The 16,694-nt window shown below is 37.3% G+C and carries 20 protein-coding genes; 2 read left to right on the top strand and 18 right to left on the bottom strand.

Going from position 1 to position 16,694, the window contains the following annotated elements; translation table 11 throughout:
- Positions 1-14: 14 nt before the first annotated feature.
- Positions 15-1,028, bottom strand: a complete 1,014-nt coding sequence (locus tag DL897_RS07585; protein WP_113658542.1) for a 3D domain-containing protein — start codon at positions 1,026-1,028, stop codon at positions 15-17.
- A 281-nt stretch (positions 1,029-1,309) separates the two neighbouring features.
- Positions 1,310-2,224 (bottom strand): VanW family protein, encoded by a 915-nt coding sequence (locus tag DL897_RS07580; RefSeq protein WP_240627295.1) that lies wholly within the window; start codon positions 2,222-2,224, stop codon positions 1,310-1,312.
- A gap of 272 nt (positions 2,225-2,496) precedes the next feature.
- Between DL897_RS07580 and DL897_RS07575 the strand changes: the two genes are divergently transcribed.
- Entirely contained in the window at positions 2,497-3,855 is a 1,359-nt protein-coding gene (locus DL897_RS07575) for a cytochrome ubiquinol oxidase subunit I (protein ID WP_113658541.1), read from the top strand.
- Positions 3,845-4,858 carry a cytochrome d ubiquinol oxidase subunit II gene (locus DL897_RS07570; protein WP_113658540.1) on the top strand — a complete coding sequence of 338 codons (1,014 nt, stop codon included), beginning with the start codon at positions 3,845-3,847 and terminating at the stop codon, positions 4,856-4,858. The genes DL897_RS07575 and DL897_RS07570 overlap by 11 nt, the downstream gene beginning before the upstream one ends.
- Positions 4,859-4,920: 62 nt before the next feature.
- Here DL897_RS07570 and DL897_RS07565 read toward each other — a convergent pair whose 3' ends face one another.
- The 16 genes from DL897_RS07565 to DL897_RS07495 form a co-directional block, all read right to left on the bottom strand.
- Complete coding sequence (locus tag DL897_RS07565; RefSeq protein WP_113658539.1) at positions 4,921-5,145, bottom strand: DUF378 domain-containing protein; 225 nt, start codon at positions 5,143-5,145, stop codon at positions 4,921-4,923.
- Positions 5,146-5,214: 69 nt separating this feature from the next.
- Positions 5,215-6,339, bottom strand: a complete 1,125-nt coding sequence (ispG, locus tag DL897_RS07560) for a flavodoxin-dependent (E)-4-hydroxy-3-methylbut-2-enyl-diphosphate synthase (protein ID WP_113658538.1) — start codon at positions 6,337-6,339, stop codon at positions 5,215-5,217.
- 125 nt (positions 6,340-6,464) lie between these two features.
- Positions 6,465-6,620: a hypothetical protein gene (locus tag DL897_RS18185; RefSeq protein WP_168188702.1), complete on the bottom strand. Its 156-nt coding sequence runs from the start codon at positions 6,618-6,620 to the stop codon at positions 6,465-6,467.
- Between the two features lie 2 nt (positions 6,621-6,622).
- Positions 6,623-6,811, bottom strand: coding sequence for a YqzE family protein (locus DL897_RS07555; RefSeq protein WP_168188701.1), 189 nt, complete (start codon positions 6,809-6,811; stop codon positions 6,623-6,625).
- 36 nt (positions 6,812-6,847) lie between these two features.
- Complete coding sequence (locus DL897_RS07550; RefSeq protein ID WP_168188700.1) at positions 6,848-7,363, bottom strand: shikimate kinase; 516 nt, start codon at positions 7,361-7,363, stop codon at positions 6,848-6,850.
- Positions 7,364-7,397: 34 nt separating this feature from the next.
- Positions 7,398-7,778: a hypothetical protein gene (locus DL897_RS07545; protein ID WP_113658535.1), complete on the bottom strand. Its 381-nt coding sequence runs from the start codon at positions 7,776-7,778 to the stop codon at positions 7,398-7,400.
- A complete protein-coding gene (locus DL897_RS07540) occupies positions 7,765-8,298 on the bottom strand; it encodes a competence type IV pilus minor pilin ComGF (protein WP_145962205.1) in 534 nt (177 codons plus the stop codon). Before DL897_RS07540 ends, DL897_RS07545 begins: the two co-directional genes overlap by 14 nt.
- Positions 8,232-8,621, bottom strand: coding sequence for a type II secretion system protein (locus DL897_RS07535; protein WP_113658533.1), 390 nt, complete (start codon positions 8,619-8,621; stop codon positions 8,232-8,234). The genes DL897_RS07540 and DL897_RS07535 overlap by 67 nt, the downstream gene beginning before the upstream one ends.
- A complete protein-coding gene (locus DL897_RS07530) occupies positions 8,614-9,072 on the bottom strand; it encodes a hypothetical protein (protein WP_113658532.1) in 459 nt (152 codons plus the stop codon). The genes DL897_RS07535 and DL897_RS07530 overlap by 8 nt, the downstream gene beginning before the upstream one ends.
- Entirely contained in the window at positions 9,053-9,403 is a 351-nt protein-coding gene (locus DL897_RS07525; protein WP_113658531.1) for a competence type IV pilus major pilin ComGC, read from the bottom strand. Before DL897_RS07525 ends, DL897_RS07530 begins: the two co-directional genes overlap by 20 nt.
- A 20-nt stretch (positions 9,404-9,423) precedes the next feature.
- Complete coding sequence (locus tag DL897_RS07520; RefSeq protein ID WP_113658530.1) at positions 9,424-10,452, bottom strand: type II secretion system F family protein; 1,029 nt, start codon at positions 10,450-10,452, stop codon at positions 9,424-9,426.
- Entirely contained in the window at positions 10,421-11,524 is a 1,104-nt protein-coding gene (locus DL897_RS07515) for a GspE/PulE family protein (RefSeq protein ID WP_113658529.1), read from the bottom strand. The genes DL897_RS07520 and DL897_RS07515 overlap by 32 nt, the downstream gene beginning before the upstream one ends.
- Before the next feature lie 193 nt (positions 11,525-11,717).
- The gene (locus DL897_RS07510; RefSeq protein WP_113658528.1) at positions 11,718-12,389 is read right to left on the bottom strand and encodes a TerC family protein; all 672 of its coding nucleotides are present in this window, start codon (positions 12,387-12,389) and stop codon (positions 11,718-11,720) included.
- A gap of 246 nt (positions 12,390-12,635) precedes the next feature.
- Positions 12,636-14,285 carry a M20/M25/M40 family metallo-hydrolase gene (locus DL897_RS07505; RefSeq protein WP_113658527.1) on the bottom strand — a complete coding sequence of 550 codons (1,650 nt, stop codon included), beginning with the start codon at positions 14,283-14,285 and terminating at the stop codon, positions 12,636-12,638.
- A gap of 14 nt (positions 14,286-14,299) precedes the next feature.
- Positions 14,300-15,496: a tRNA uracil 4-sulfurtransferase ThiI gene (gene thiI / locus DL897_RS07500; RefSeq protein WP_113658526.1), complete on the bottom strand. Its 1,197-nt coding sequence runs from the start codon at positions 15,494-15,496 to the stop codon at positions 14,300-14,302.
- A gap of 2 nt (positions 15,497-15,498) precedes the next feature.
- Positions 15,499-16,653 (bottom strand): cysteine desulfurase family protein, encoded by a 1,155-nt coding sequence (locus tag DL897_RS07495; protein ID WP_113658525.1) that lies wholly within the window; start codon positions 16,651-16,653, stop codon positions 15,499-15,501.
- Positions 16,654-16,694: the final 41 nt, after the last annotated feature.

Raw genomic sequence — 16,694 nt, 5'->3', positions numbered from 1 at the left:
CATTGATTCCTATGTTATTTAGGTGGACAAACTTTAATCGTTTTATTAGGTTTACCCCAGTCAAGTGCTTCTTGTTTTGATTCCATAAATACGTCAATAATATTTCCTTTAATTCTTCCTCCTGTATCTAGTGCTGTCCCCCAGCCATAACCTGGGACATAAATACGCGAATGAAGCGGAATCACCTTTGGATCTACAGCAATAACTCCTCGTTTTACCGGAGCTCCAGCATAAGTAATATTTTCACCTAGATAATAAGTATATGCGGTTACTTCTGCACTTAGAGTACGACAACCCGCTTTACTAGAGGTTACTTTCTTTGAAAGTGATTTTGATGTTTCCTTTTTAGTTCCTATTTTAATCACTTGATGAACAACATCCGTTTTTTCAATACGTTTTCTTTGTTCAATAATCTTCCCATTTTCTTTAATCGGTTGATTATTCTTATACAATGTTGTGACTTGAAAAATTTCTTTACCTTCTTTTCCGACCGTTTGTACTTTGGTTGTTCCCATAGGTAAGCTCGAATCTTTCACTTTTTTCACTTGATATGGAGTTACTTTTACCTCTTTTTTTACTTTTGTTTCTACTTTATTCATGGTAATAGTCATACCATTTTCAATTTTCTGCTTCGGTTTTGGATAAACATCATCCCATTTAGTCAACTTAATATTTTGTGCTTCTAGAAGTTTACCTACTGTTGGTTGTGTTGTTTTGATTTTTTCTTTGACTTTTCCATTTTCTTTGATGGTTACTTCACAGTTACAAGCAAGAAATACCTTGGCATTATCATGCAACTCCTGTTCCCAAGAGATATTTGGTTGATATTTCTTCTTTAACTGAGCTGGGTTATAGCCTTCACTTTGTAATGCTTCGGATAGTGTATCATAATAACCACTTATTTCTACTTCTCCTGATTGATCACTAAAAGCAATTTCCACTTTCTTTTCCATGGCTATCGCCACAAAAGCTCCCACAAATACGAGTAAAAAAGTCACAGCTAAACTTATACCAATCCTTCTAGACATCCCATTCCCCCTAAGTCCATATTTTTTTCTTTAAGGAGGTTGTTGCATAATTCGCCAGCCATTCGCCCATAGAACCCCAGTGACAAATGACTTATCATGTATTCTATAATCCTGGTGCTTTATGCAACAATCTCATTAAGGAGAAGACGGGAGCTATTATAACAAAGTCTTTTTATAAATTCTATGTAATTCTAGTAAATTGATAGGATTTACCATTTTATAGCCTTTTTTTACTTTTTTAGATAGATATTTCTTTCCTAAGCGATGTATTACCCCTATTTTTAATTCAATAATAAGACAGACTTTGGAGGAGTAGGAACTTTTTTAGGTGTATACCGAATGGTTTTCGAACTAAATATCTCAATCGTTATTTTCCCTTTTTTTACTGTTGAAACAATTAAAACCGGTTTATTTAATTGATTTTGAAATCGAAAATCAGGTCCTCCCCAAGAAACTGTAGCATCTCTATTTTTAGGAACATAGGCTACCTCTTTACTATGGCTAATACGTTCTATAATCTTTAAGCCTGCCTGATCTACACTATTGAAGAGAGTAGAAGATGTTTGGCAAATTCCACCTCCAATACCTTCACTATACTCTCCTTTCACAATAATGGTAGCAATACGATAACCACGTTCTAATGACCGAATTCCCACCACCTTATTAAAAGAAAAAGTTTCTCCTGGTAATAGAATATGATGGTCAATTGCTTTTGATGATAAATATATATTTTTTGATCGACTTTCATTTTTTTCATCAAATATTGTACTATAAGAACTTAGCTTTTTCTCCTTTAATTTCTTTAATTTCTCTGTAGTGATTAGAGGTTTTGTATAGATGATGGGTAACTCTAATCGCCGATCCATATATTCATGGATATGATCTAACCAATATTCGATTTTCTTCCGATCTACTTTTCTTCCCAGTTTATGTGGGACAATATGGCGATTATGAAAAGTAGCTGATTTCGGAGGATGATTCACTTCTTTTTCTACAACCAAATGTAACCAACTACGAAACGCTTGTCGGTCAAGGGTAGTTGGGTCGATTCCATCAAAGCCAACATCATTCAAAGAAAGAGACCACTCCTGATCCTGAAAATATAATGTAAAAATAGGCGAATAAGGGTAAGAGAACGGGGTATATACAATGTTTTGACTTAATAAAAAAAGCATCACAATTATCTTAAGTATCATCCGTACCACTTCCTTCGCCCTTAGTTTGTATCAATTTGGGTAAGGTTAAACCTATTACTTTAAGAGGATGTTTGCATTAATCAGCCACTCATTAAAACAGCTTAAACGATTATATTACCCGATTATGTTCATAATTAAACAATATGGCCATCTAATTTATGCTATTTATGAAACTTAAGTGACAAAGAACGTGAAATAATGTACAAAGTAACACCTATTTCATATGATACAAGTGTAATGGAAGAAATAAGGTAGAGGGAGGTCGAATACCCATGGATTCAGTTATGTGGAGTCGACTGTTAACAGCGGAAACATTAGGCTTTCATATTATTTGGGCCACGATTGGGGTAGGTGTCCCTATTTTTATCTCTCTGGCTGAGGGATGGGGAATCTACAAAAAAGATCCACATTATATCTTAATGGCCAAAAGATGGACACGTGGTTTTGTCATCACTGTTGCTGTAGGTGTTGTAACGGGTACTTGTATTGGATTGATGCTTTCGCTATTATGGCCACAATTTATGAAGTTAGTCGGAAATATTATCAGTCTCCCCCTTTTTTTAGAAACGTTTGCTTTTTTCTTTGAAGCTATTTTTCTTGGAATTTATCTTTACACTTGGGATCGTTTTAAAAATCCTATTTATCATTGGCTTACATCCATACCAATTATAATTGGTTCAACCCTCTCAGCAGTCTTTATTACTACTGTTAACGCTTTTATGAATACACCCCAAGGATTTAAGCTAGATAAAATAACGGGGAAAATATCAGATATTGACCCCATTGCTGCTATGCTTAATCCTTCAACCCCGAGCCAAGTCGCTCATGTCGTCTCATCAGCCTATCTTACCAGTGGCTTTCTGCTCGCTGGAATTGCTGCTTATCACATTCTCAAAGGTCGAAAGCATGATTATTATAAAAAGGCACTTCGTTTAACGATGATTTCTGGATTTGTGTTAGCGATTTTAACCATCATCGCAGGTGATCTATCCGGTAAATTTCTAGCCAAACATCAGCCAGCAAAACTAGCTGCAGCAGAATGGCATTTTGAGACACAAACACATGCACCACTTATCATTGGTGGTACACTTGATGAAAAAACACTTGAAGTTAAAAATGCGATTGTGATCCCAAATGTATTGAGTATTCTAGCTCATAACACACCATCCGGTAAGGTAATCGGTCTCAAAGATATTCCACGTGATGAATGGCCGCCTCTTTATATTCATTACTTATTCGATATTATGGTTCTAATCGGTGTTTATTTACTAATTGTTTCAGGACTCTTCCTATTTTGCCTCATACGAAAAAAGAGAAATGAGTGGAATAAATGGTTACTTCGGTCCATTGTGTTAGGCGCACCACTTGCTTTTATCGCTATTGAAGCAGGATGGATCTATGCTGAGGTAGGTCGCCAACCATGGATTATTAATAAAATCATGCGTGTAGATCAGGCAGCTACGACCGCTACCCAGGTTGATTCCATGTTTTACTTGTTTACAGCCCTTTACATTGCTTTAACTTTGATTGCGTCAATGGTATTAATTCGCCTATTTCGAAATAAAGGTCCCGAGGCTGAATTAGAAAAAATAGCATCCCATTCGTCTGGAGGGATGAAAAATGCCACTTGAACTGATTGGAATTACCGTTCTTTGGACTTTTCTTTATGGTTATGTCATTATTGCTTCAATCGACTTTGGTGCAGGCTTTTTCAGTTATTACAGCATGTTAACCAAAAAAGAACACATTGTCAGTCAAATTATTGATCGCTATCTTTCTCCTGTGTGGGAGGTAACAAATGTATTTTTGGTCTTTTTCTTTGTAGGTCTAGTCGGCTTTTTTCCAGATACTGCTTATTATTATGGAACAGCCCTCCTCATTCCTGGGGGAATTGCTTTATTACTCCTTTCTATACGTGGTTCATTTTATGCTTTTGCCAACTATGGAGCACGTAAAAGCCGAATATATATGTTTCTGTATGGAATAACAGGTCTCTTTATTCCTGCCTCTCTCTCTACAGTACTTACCATCTCAGAAGGAGGCTTTATTGAAAAAGTTGGGGAAAATGTAGTTTTTCACGCAGACCGCCTATTGATGAGCCCTTACTCATGGTCGGTCGTATTCCTTGCTTTAGTAAGTATTCTTTATATCAGTGCTAGTTTTCTTACCTTTTATGCAGATAAAGCTAATGATATCCAAGCTCGAGACTTACTACGAAGATATGCCTTATTTTGGAGTGGTCCCACTATTTTAGCCAGTTTATTGGTTTTTTGGGGAATATCCAAGCATAATCCAGAACATTTTCGTTCTATGTTAGATATTGCTTGGATGTTTGTGGCTTCTCTGATCTGCTTTTTCGTTGCTATCTATTTGATCTGGAAAAAAAAGCGACTCGGGCTGGCTTTTACTTTTGTTATGTTACAGTTTGCCTTCGCTTTTTATGGATATGGATTTGGCCACCTTCCTTATCTACTTTATCCATATATCACGATTCAAAGTGCCTTAACGAATTCCACAATGGGATGGGCCTTAGTGATTGCCTTTATCGCAGGGCTATGTTTATTAATACCTTCTCTATATCTACTTCTTCGCTTATTCTTATTTAATGCTAAATATGTCCAAGGACGGAAATAGCGCCATATAAAAAGGCGATACCATAATCCGATAGGTATCGCCTTTTTAAATTCTTTTTTGATCTATTTTTCCTGCTGATTATTTACAGACTCTCGTTGATTAAATAAGAATTTGATCGCATACAATCCTGCCAGTCCGACCAATGTATAGATTAGACGTGCGAGCGGAGAAGATGAACGAATCATATCTCCACCAAAAATCGCAGCAACTAAATCCCATTGGAATATTCCAACTAGCAACCAGTTAATCGCACCAATAATAACTAAAGAGAGTGCAAATCGCTCCACGATGTCCCTCCTTCTCCATAGGTCCAACCATAGTATGCGGATGCACTCACTTCATTATCCAAAATATACTTATCTTTTTTTACCAGCTATAGTACCATAACGCTTATATTCTTCAGCTAGTTTATCAATTTCTTTCTTCAACTCTTCAACCATTTTAGATTCAGGGATTTTACGAATGGTTTCCCCATGTCTAAATAACAATCCTTCACCACGAGCCCCAGCAATACCAATATCTGCTTCTTTGGCCTCACCTGGACCGTTAACAGCACATCCAAGGACTGATACTTTAATGGGGGCTTGGATTTTTGAGATATATTCTTCAACTTCATTGGCGATCCGAATAAGGTCAATCTCAATCCGACCACAAGTTGGGCATGAGATCAGAGTTGCTGCATTTGCAGCTAAGCCAAATGACTTTAACAACTCACGTGCAACCTTTACTTCTTCAACTGGATCTGCACTTAGTGAAATTCGAACTGTTGATCCAATTCCCATGGATAAAAGAGCTCCAAGACCAGCAGCGCTTTTTACCGTTCCAGAAAATAGTGTTCCTGATTCAGTAATACCCAAGTGAAGTGGATAATTAAATGTCTCAGCCGCTTTTCGATAAGCCTCAATCGCCAGACGTACATCTGAAGCTTTGAGTGAAACAATGATATCATGAAAGTCCAGTTCTTCTAATATTCCTATGTGGTATAAAGCACTTTCTACCATTCCATCAGCTGTAGGATATCCATACTTTTCTAATATTCGTCTTTCTAAAGAGCCCGCATTTACCCCAATACGAATAGGAATCCCACGATCTTTAGCAGCTTGAACCACAGCTTCTACTTTTTCCCGCTTTCCAATATTCCCTGGGTTAATGCGAATTTTATCAATACCACCTTCGATTGCTTTTAATGCTAAGCGATAATCGAAGTGGATATCTGCTACCAACGGGATAGAAATCTCTTTTTTAATTTCAGGGATTGCTTCAGCTGCTCGCATATCTGGGCAAGCTACACGAACAATTTGACATCCCGCTTCTGTCAAACGATGAATCTCTGCAACAGTTGCTTTTACATCATGTGTCTTGGTTGTAGTCATACTTTGAATAACAACTTGATCATTTCCACCGATTTGTACATTCCCCACTTTTACCGCTCTTGTTTGGGTACGGTGGGTTATTGTCTTGACTTCTGTACCATAAGTCATGAAGCATTCGCTCCTTTAATTCCTCACATCAAATTAAAACCATGAAAATCAATTACTCGCCATACAGTATATCATATCTTCTCAATCAAAAAAGGAGCCATTTGCTCCTTTTTTATCAAGAAAGTTTAACTTTTTTGTTCTTTATCTATATATGCTACCAAAGCAACATTTCCTTTTACCGCATCATTTAACTCTCGCTCAAACTCGGTGATCATCTTTAGTGCATCTGGGTGTTCTTTTACATTCAGTAGTTGAAAAGGTTGTTTTGCTTTTTCTCCCATCTTTATCCACCTCGGATTCGCGAACGCTGTTTATGAACATACATTTTAATCGATAAAGGAATTAAACCAAACCAACGAACAGACCAACTTTCCTTTTGTGATTGTTTCACTTCTTTACGTTGTTCTTTTGGGGTCTCCATGTACCAGATGATCCGTCCAAGTAAATATTGAATCCAATCTTTAAAAGACATTGTATTCCACCTCATCCATTAGGATGACCCATTTATTTATCGCTTAAACTTCTGCCACTCTCGAATGATTTCTTGTATAACACCATCAATGGTCTGCTTGCTAGTATCAATGGTTATGTCTGCAAAATCATATTTTCCTTTTCGCTCCTTTATCAATTGCCATATTTTGTCCGCTACATTTCCCAAGAGAAGTGGACGTGACTGATCATGAGACAGACGTTGAATCAGTACTTCTGGATGAGCAGTAAGATGAATAACCCAACCCTTTTGCCGCATCCATTCACAATTTTCCTGTCTAAGCACAATACCTCCTCCTGTGGTAATGATTGAAGGTGGTCCATCCAATATTGCTTTTAATATGGTTGTTTCTTCCTTGCGAAATGCCTCTTCTCCGTATTGGGCAAAATACCTAGCAATTGAAAATCCCCATTTGCTTTCTAGTGCTTGATCCGTATCCACCCATGGATAAGCGATTCGTTTATGTAATTCTTGTCCAACCGTTGTTTTACCCGTTCCCATTAGTCCGATTAAGATCACATGTTGTTTAGTCATAGATCCATTTCTCTTCTTTCTTTTTACGCTCATATTACCGCATTACACGTAAAATCTCTAGCGTATCCGGTTCGAGCAAAGCAATGACTGTTTGATTTACTCCATAACGAGCAAATGCAGTTGCCTTGACCTGAAACGAATGGACATTTTCCAAATAGGTTACTTCTGTTTTTACACGAATATCATCTGTTTTTGTATAAGCGACTTTTAAATCTTGGCTATTTCTTGCAAGCTGAGCTTGTCTCCAAGCAATTCCACTCTCTGCTGCATACTGAGCTCGGGATGATTCAATATATAACTTTTTCACTTGATGACTGCGAGCAATTTGAGATAAAAAGGAAGTAAATAGGATAAATAGCAGTATAGAGACCGCCAGTACAATAGGAAGGATCATGCCCTGTTCATTTTTTCTCATAAATCTCTCGATCTCTCCCATAAATAAAGATTTTCATTTCGAAGTCTGCATACCAATTCTGTAATCCTATTTCTAAACTCACTCCTGAGCGCTCAGGTTTAAAAAGAACAAAATAGACATGGCTTAAAAGAATAGTTCTTCCTTGAAACCTTACTTCATCTTCTTTTTTGATACTACGAATTATTTGCCTTTTTTTAAGCTCATAGCGAACGGTATCACCTGTGGGCAAATCAAATAATAAGGCTCCTTGTACTGTACGAAAGTTTGTTCCTTGTTTAACCTCATCTTGAAAATCATGGAGAAATTGTTGATACTCCATAGAGAGACGAGCTTGTCCCATCATTTGTTTTACTTCTTTTTCTAATAATTGTGCACAAAAATAAAATGCAGGGATCAAAAGCAACCCAATCGATAATGAAATGATCAGTTCGATATAAGTAAATCCTTGCTCTTTCATATAGGTATATAGCGAGATGTTTGTAGATTTAGTTTTCTCTTTCGCTTGGATGGATCTTCCCATTGTACCTCCACATGAATTTGCCATAGCCCAGTTCGTCTAAGTTTTTTATACCAATGAAGTTGATATGTTAAATTGGGCTTAATTTTACTTCGTTGAAACTCATTTCCTTTATCCTGTTTATTTTCGAATGAATCCGCTAAGATATTTTCCAACTTTTCTTGTAATTTTATCTGAGCTTCTACTTCAATGATATGCTCATCACTTTGCTTTTTGAGATTTTGGTAGATAGGAACAACAAATGAAAGAACCAAACCGAATATCATCAATGAAGTTATGACTTCGGCTAAGGTAAACCCTTTTTCCCCTTTTCTATGATCATTCATTCCCTTCCCACTCTACCTTTGATCGTCCTGAAGCAACTTGTATTTTAATCATTCCCACCATGTGCTTGCCCTGAAATAGCTTCATTGTCCCTCCTCGTACTTGACCTGTTTTACGAAAAACGATTCTTTGTTTAGGGTAATTACTTTTCAGTTGATATTGTTTGGGGAGTTCCACTAAGCGTATTGAGCGCTCGGCTTGAACTATCTGAATCTTTTTTGCCGAATGAATAACTTCCACCTCTTGCTGTCGACTCTTTGCTTCCGTTTGTGCTAATTGGAGTTCTGATGCTAGTAATTCTAACAACATTTCACGCTCTAAACGATCTCCAATATGACTTACAGTAGGATACACCATCCAAAGCCAGCTACCCCATAAGAATAAAATCAGAATAATTTCAATCAGAGTCCAACCTGATTCATCTTGAATCAACTTATTTTCCATCTTTTTCACAAGTGACTCGCTTTTCACTTGAAATATTTGGTGAACGATGAATAATATATTTTCCCTTACCACCAGGGCATTCTGGTTCTGAACGAAGAAAATTTCTCTTCACTAATTCTTGAACCGATGCTGGATACTCACCATATTCGAGATAATAGTTATCTGCTTGAGCACTAATTAGCTTTCGGTTCATTTGATCCACTCTCTCCCTCGCTGTCTCTCCAGCTGCCTTTAAATTAGGAATCGCACAAGCTACAACTAAACCAATAATAAACAAAACAACGATCATCTCTACCAAAGTAAATCCCTTTTCATTTGAATTGGATCGTATTTTTTTCATAAGACATAATCAACCACCTTCTAAAGTCCTTTAACTACTTGCAACATGGGCATAAAAAGGCTAATCACAGTGATCGATATAAAAACCCCAATAATTAAAATAAGAATCGGTTCTAAACTACGAGTAAATTGTTCCATTCGCTCCTTAAATATCATTTCAACTCCGTTTGCAAAGTTGAGTAGTGATTCATCAAGCCGCCCACTTGACTCTCCTAAGGCTACCATTTTAGAAAAGGTTGGCAGGAAGTAGGAGTGGCATATATTTTCAATTGATTCACAAAGTGAATATCCCTGTGTAACCTGATCTTTGATCGCTCTTATTTGTTTAGATAGTTGACTCCAAGGTGATAAGCTTTCAATGAGTTCAAGTGCAGTAAGTAACGGAACACCAGCTTGTAATAATGCCCCTAACTGTATGGCTACATAATGTGTTATACGAAACCGAAAAAAACGATTTACAAATGGTAAATGTAATAAAATTAAAAACCATTGCTGCTTTTTCGAAGTTCTGATCCATAAGTAAGCAATAAGTAGGAATGTAAACACTACTCCCATGCAAATGCGAATCAGCTCAAAAGAGTGCAGCATCCACTCTGTCATCACTGGCATTTGAATACCCATAGTTTGATAAAGTTCATGAAAACGGGGCAAAACAAACACCATTAAAAACAGAAATGCCCCCATCACTAGTAATAAAACAATGGCCGGATAAGTGGTTGCTTTTTTTATTTCCCGAGAAAACTTAGCTCGTGATTGATAATAAGATTGACACTGTTTAAGTCCAAATGGATAGTCCCCGTGCTCTTCCGCAGCTCGAATAAACGATACAAATAAACTAGGAATTTGTTCTTGCATAAGAGCATTTGAGAAGCTTTGTCCTTCTTCCAAATGGTGGATGATTCGTTTACCAAATGGATAGGAAATAACTTCTTGCTCGATGAGTATATTTAAACTGGGGATAAGTGGAATTCCACTCGTTAATAAATTGGCCAATTGACTACTAAAGACCACAAGTTGGTCAGCTTTCCATCGATCCCATCTCTTCCACATGTTCAATCACCCGATAATATTCTTCCATTGTGGTATACCCTAACTGAACTTTATTCATAGTCGTCTCACTTAAAGAAATGATCCCATGTTGTTTCAGATATTTTCGCAATGACGTATTTGAACTCATGTTAATGATAAAATGTTTCAATTCTTCACTAACGACTGTAATCTCAAAAACACCCGTTCTGCCTAAATAACCCGTTCGTTTACACTCTATACATCCATTACCTAAACATTGAATACACCTTAGTCGAATGAGTCGTTGAGCTACAACGCCAACCAGTGCTGCAGCAATTCGATAAGGCTCTATTTTCATATCTAGCAATCTGGTCACTGTACTGGCACAATCCGAAGTATGCAACGTTGTTAATACAAGATGCCCAGTTAATGCTGCTTGGATAGCAATATCAGCTGTCTCACGGTCGCGTATTTCACCGATCATAATCACATTGGGATCTTGCCGCATGATCGCTCGTAAACCCTGAGCGAAAGTTAATCCAGCTTTTGTATTAATTTGGACTTGATTCATACCTGGGATTTGCAATTCTACAGGATCTTCTAAAGTAACTAAATTTCGATGTTCCTGATTTAACTTTTGTAAAATAGCATATAATGTCGTAGTCTTTCCGGATCCAGTTGGACCTGTTACAATCAACAGTCCACTTTCCCGTTTGATTAACTTTTCAAGCCGCTCTTGTTCATCTGTATCGATCCCTAGTTGCTCTAAAGTAATATTTTCAAATTGGTTACGAAATAGCCGCAAAACCACTTTCTCACCATAAAGTGTAGGTAATGTAGAAATCCGTACATCATAAGTTGCTTGAGCTTGTGTGAGTGTCATCGCTCCATCCTGGGGAATTCGCCTCTCACCAATATCCAAATGCCCCATAATTTTAAGTCGAGAAAGAATAGCCAACGAATGCTCTGTAGGCACCTCATCTGTTTGTACCAAAAAACCATCGATTCGCTGTCGTATTCGCAAATGATCTGCTTGTGGTTCAATATGTATATCACTCGCACGATTATCAATCGCTTGAGTAAGTAATTCTGAAATATAAGCTACTACATCCAATCAATCCCCACCTTTCGAACAATCTTTCGTCCCACCTTTCTTTTTCGACCTTAACTCTTAAAAACCTCCTGTTTTTTACAATTTTGTTTATCTTTATACAAATAATATGGATAAAAATTTCATACACAAAAAAGTGGATTCTTCAACTCTCTTTGAGAACTGAAGAACCCACTTTTACAATCAACGAGCCGTACTATACTGTTTTTTGATTGGCTTGCATTTTTTTTCTCCAAATCGCCCCGATGATCACAACTAAGATAGCCAGCGCAATTGGAATTACTCTTTCTAAAATATCTATTTCAATCCATCTCGCTACTAGCTTATCTCCTACAATTAAATCGCCTGCTGTATAGCCTAAAATAGCTGAACCTAAATAGACAATCCAAGGGAACTTATCCATGATTGTAGCAATGAGTTTACTTCCCCACATAATAATCGGAATACTTAAGGCTAGTCCAAATAATACCAATATAATATTACCATGAGCAGCTCCAGCAACTGCGAGTACATTATCTAAGCTCATCACGACATCCGCGATAATAATTGTCTTAATGGCACTACGCATATTATTTCCAACGGAAATTTCGGTTTCTTTTTCTTCTTCAATCAGCAATTTCACAGCAATCCATAGTAATAAAAGCCCTCCAATTGTCATTAAGAATGGAATTTTAAGGAGATAAGCAGCGATCGCTGTAAGGGCTGCCCGCAAAACAATCGCCGCAGCAGTTCCAAACATAATTGCTTTTTTTCGCTGTTCAGCAGGTAAAGAACGCGCTGCCATCCCGATGACTACAGCATTATCACCGCTTAAAATTAAATCCAACACAATAATATTAAAAAAACCAATCCAAAAGTTCGCATCCATAATTGGCCTGCTACCTATTCACATAGACAAGCTCTAAGAATAAGTTCATTCTTCATTCTTGAACCTTACCTGTCCATGTATAATCATCATGTAGCAGTATTCCCTCCTTTATTTGTAAACTTAAGCGAATAAATTTGTCTTATTCTTAAGAGCTTATCTCATTATCCCGGATTACATGTGATGAAAATATTGCTGGTTCAAATTAAGTTAACAACTTTAATGGTACATGCTAGTGCTATGTAAAACTTATGATTGAAAAAGGTTTTGAATGACTAGATAAGTCAAATTTGGAACAATTTGCATCGAGTAGTCTATTTCCATTCGTTCCCATTTTCCGTGTGGATCTTTACCATAAGGACCAATATTGATCACAGGAACATTGAGCTTGCGAATCTCTTCCATATCAAATGGATATTTAATTCCCCAAGCAGGCATATTTTTCTCAAAGCTTTGTTGTTCGATTTCCTTATCACTCATTGCAACAAAGTTCATTTCAGAGGCATAAGGATAAAACTTTCTAATTTGTATTGTTTTATTCCAACTCTTCTTTAACTGTTGAACGGATGCTTGTATCACATGAATAAGTCGTTGACTTAAATCATCATCTTCATTAAAAACAATACGTGGAACATAGTAAGAAGAGTAAAATAAAATAATCGCTGGTTCGTTATCTCCTCCCCACTTCCATAGCTCTTCAACCATTCGCTTTGAATACTCTTGAAGATCAATGGACTCATCATTTAATAAATTCATAGCAAAATATAATATTTGCTTTTCAAAATCAGGATATTTCCTTCTACATCTATTATAAAACTCTTCATAAGTATATACACGTGGTTTTATTTGAATCGGCTGATAGGGTCTACCGCTCAATTCGCAAAACGCACGGTATCTCGACTGATATTTGGAAATGGCAACTTCAAAAGCTGTCATGGCTAATTTACGTAAACGTTCCAGTACTTCTTTTGGAGACCAGCTGTGTACAAAAAGATTATAAGAAGCAAATGCTGTATTTGATATAACAGGATCACTACATCTTTTTAAGTCAGTTTGCTCGATGGAGACAGGAGGTAATGTTACTTCACCAAACATCTCATCACAATATTCTGGGTTGTAATCCAATCGGTGAGTCAGCTCTGCAAGTAATAAATTCGGATCAAAGCCTGCAAAAGCTTGCTCCACATGTGAAACTTTACCTACAACAAAAAAGGAAGGGTTTAGTTTTCCTGTCGCACCTAAATAAATATAATGAGAAGAATCCCCTTCATAACGTGGAGTAGTATAATTTTGATTAATGGCTGTAATATAAGTAAGATTTTCTTTCTTAGCCATATGATTAATTTCTTTTAAAAGCGATAAAATCCCCCTAGAATGTCTTTTACCATCACAAGTTGCTATAAAAAGAATGTTTCCATTTAATTGTTTAACATGCTTGGCAAAATATTTCATTACAGCTAATTGAATAGCTATACCACTTTTCATACTTAGTACACCACGACCCGGAAGCCAATTATTGGTGTTTAAATCTTCTTGGATCGGGGCTGGCAGATTTTCTTTATTCCACTGATCTAAGAGTTCAGATGGTGAAAAAGCAAGACGCTTCCATTCCCCATAGTTTTCAATATCATGGGTATCCATATGCCCCATTAAGATCACTGTTTCCTTTTTAGATCCGTCTGCCCCTTTTAAAAGTGCCATGACGTTAAAACGGTCATGATCATCTTGGATCGTGGGTACTAATCGTAAATAAGCAGGGTGATCCTGAAAGTAGGGTATTTCTCCAAGCATTTCGTAGATCTGAGCTGCTATATTACGTTCACCGATGGTACCGACAATACTTGGATGTTCCACAAGCTCTTGGGTCATTCGATAGACTTCTTCACGAAATTGAATCATCCTGTTTCCTCTCCCTATTCGAAATAGGAAAATTCATCCTCTTGTTCTGCTGATAATACCATGACTTCAGTACCTTCTACTGCTTCCCTAACTAATCGCTCCATCTCCAGCCTTGCTTCTTGTCTTTCTGCTGTCTCTTGATCTGGTTTTGTTTTGGGAGCTTTGGGCAAAAAGACTGTACAACAATCTTCATAAGGTAAAATGGATGTTTCATATGTACCAATTTGCTTAGCCAAGGACATGATTTCTTGCTTGTCCATTCCAACCACTGGGCGTAAAATCGGCATATTGGTTACTGCATTAATCGTGTTCATACTTTCTAAGGTTTGACTAGCTACTTGCCCTAAACTTTCTCCAGTAACTAAAGCTAAAGCACCGTTTTGCTTTGCGATTTCTTCCGCAATACGTAGCATAATCCGACGCATAATTGTAATCGAATAGGATTCATAACAGTGCTTATTAATCTCCGTTTGTATTTCAGTAAACGGGACAATATGAAGGCGAATCGAACCACCGAAACGTGTTAAGATCTGAGCTAAGTCAATTACTTTTTGTTTCGCACGCTCACTCGTAAAAGGGAAACTGTGAAAATGAATAGCTTGAAGCTCAACGCCTCTTTTTAAAGCTAAAAAGCCAGCTACTGGACTATCGATCCCGCCTGACAATAACAATAATACTTTCCCGCTTGAGCCAACTGGTAAGCCACCTAATCCTACTATGTCATTTCCATAAACATATGATGCTTTCGAGCGAACTTCCACATGAACGAATAACTCTGGGTAATGTACATCAACTTGAATGGGCTGAGCATTTTTCAGCACATATCCGCCAATTTGATGATTCAACTCTTGTGAGCCAATCGGAAAGCTTTTGTTAGCTCGTTTACTAATCACTTTAAACGTGCGTTTATTAGGAGCATGTTGTACAATTTGCAGGGCTGCTTGTTGTAGAGATTCTAACTTTGACTCAACTCGTAATGCTGGACTAAATCCCACTAAACCAAACACATCCCTTAATTTCTCCAGAACGGGCTCCATCTCTTGCCCATTTAATTCAACAAATAGTCGACCCTGTTCTTTCGTAATACGCACTGCTTCGAACTCTATTAATTGTTGACGAATATTTTGTATTAATTTTTGTTCAAATGCCGCCTTATTTTTTCCTTTTAATGCCAACTCACCATATCGTAATAAAATCAAATCGAACTTCATGTTTACCGCACCTTCATGACTTGTTGTAGTTTTGGAACAACTTGAAGTAAGACCTGGGCTAATTGTTCCATCTCTTCTTGCTTGGTTTGATAGCCCATACTGATCCGAATGGACGAAAGAGCCTCCTGATCTTTTCTCCCTATGGCCTTTAAAACACGACTTGGTACTTCTAGTTTTGAGGAGCAAGCTGATTTAGTGGAAACCATAACTCCCTCATTTTCAAGTGCATGGACAAGGACCTCTGATTTTAGACCGGGGAAGGATAAGTTAATGATATAAGGAACTGCTTTTTCTGTAGTAGTATCTCCATTAATTAATATATGATCTAAGTTACGAGTAACATTGTCTAAAAAGGCTTTTTTCCACTCGTAACTTCTCTGTAAAAAATCGGGGTGTCTATCAGTTAACATTGTGGCTTTGGCCATACCGACAATTCCTGGGACATTCTGAGTTCCTGAACGTAATCCTTGCTCCTGACCACCACCGACTAAAAGAGGTGCTAATTGGATATTTTTTTTAACATATAAAGCACCTATCCCTTTGGGTCCATGAAACTTATGAGCAGAAATAGATAAAAGATCCACCTGCGCCATATCGATAGCTAACTGTAATTTGCCAAAGGATTGAATAGCATCGACATGAAAAAGAACTTTTGGATATTTAGCAAGAAGCTGTCCAATTTCCGCGATGGGCTGAATGGTACCAAGTTCATTGTTTACATGCATAATAGAAACCAAAACCGTTTCCTTTGTCAACGCTTTTTCTACACTTTCGACTGATATATGTCCCCACTGATCTACATCCAAATAAGTTACTTTCCAACCTCTTTGTTCCAACTGCCGCATCACATCATATACAGACGGATGTTCTATTTTGGAGGTAATTAAATGCCTTCCACGATGTTGAAGTTGCTCTGCAACCCCTTTAATAGCTAAGTTATTTGCTTCGGTGCCACCTGATGTAAAAATGATCTCTGCTGGGTGACAATTTAATTTTTTAGCTATTACTTTTCTCGCCTGTTCCATCAGGCGTTCTGCTTTGACTCCTTCTTTATGTAACGAAGAAGGATTACCATATAAATTTTGCATGACATCTGTCATCACCGAAATGACATCAGGGTGTGTTTGTGTTGTTGCACTATTATCAAGATAAATCAATGAATGACTCCTTCCTATACTTAACCTACACTGCCAACATG

The sequence above is a fragment of the Thermoflavimicrobium daqui genome (assembly GCF_003313465.1).
GTDB classification, from domain to species: Bacteria; Bacillota; Bacilli; order Thermoactinomycetales; family Thermoactinomycetaceae; genus Thermoflavimicrobium; species Thermoflavimicrobium daqui.
This window is presented reverse-complemented; position numbering and strand designations above follow the sequence as displayed.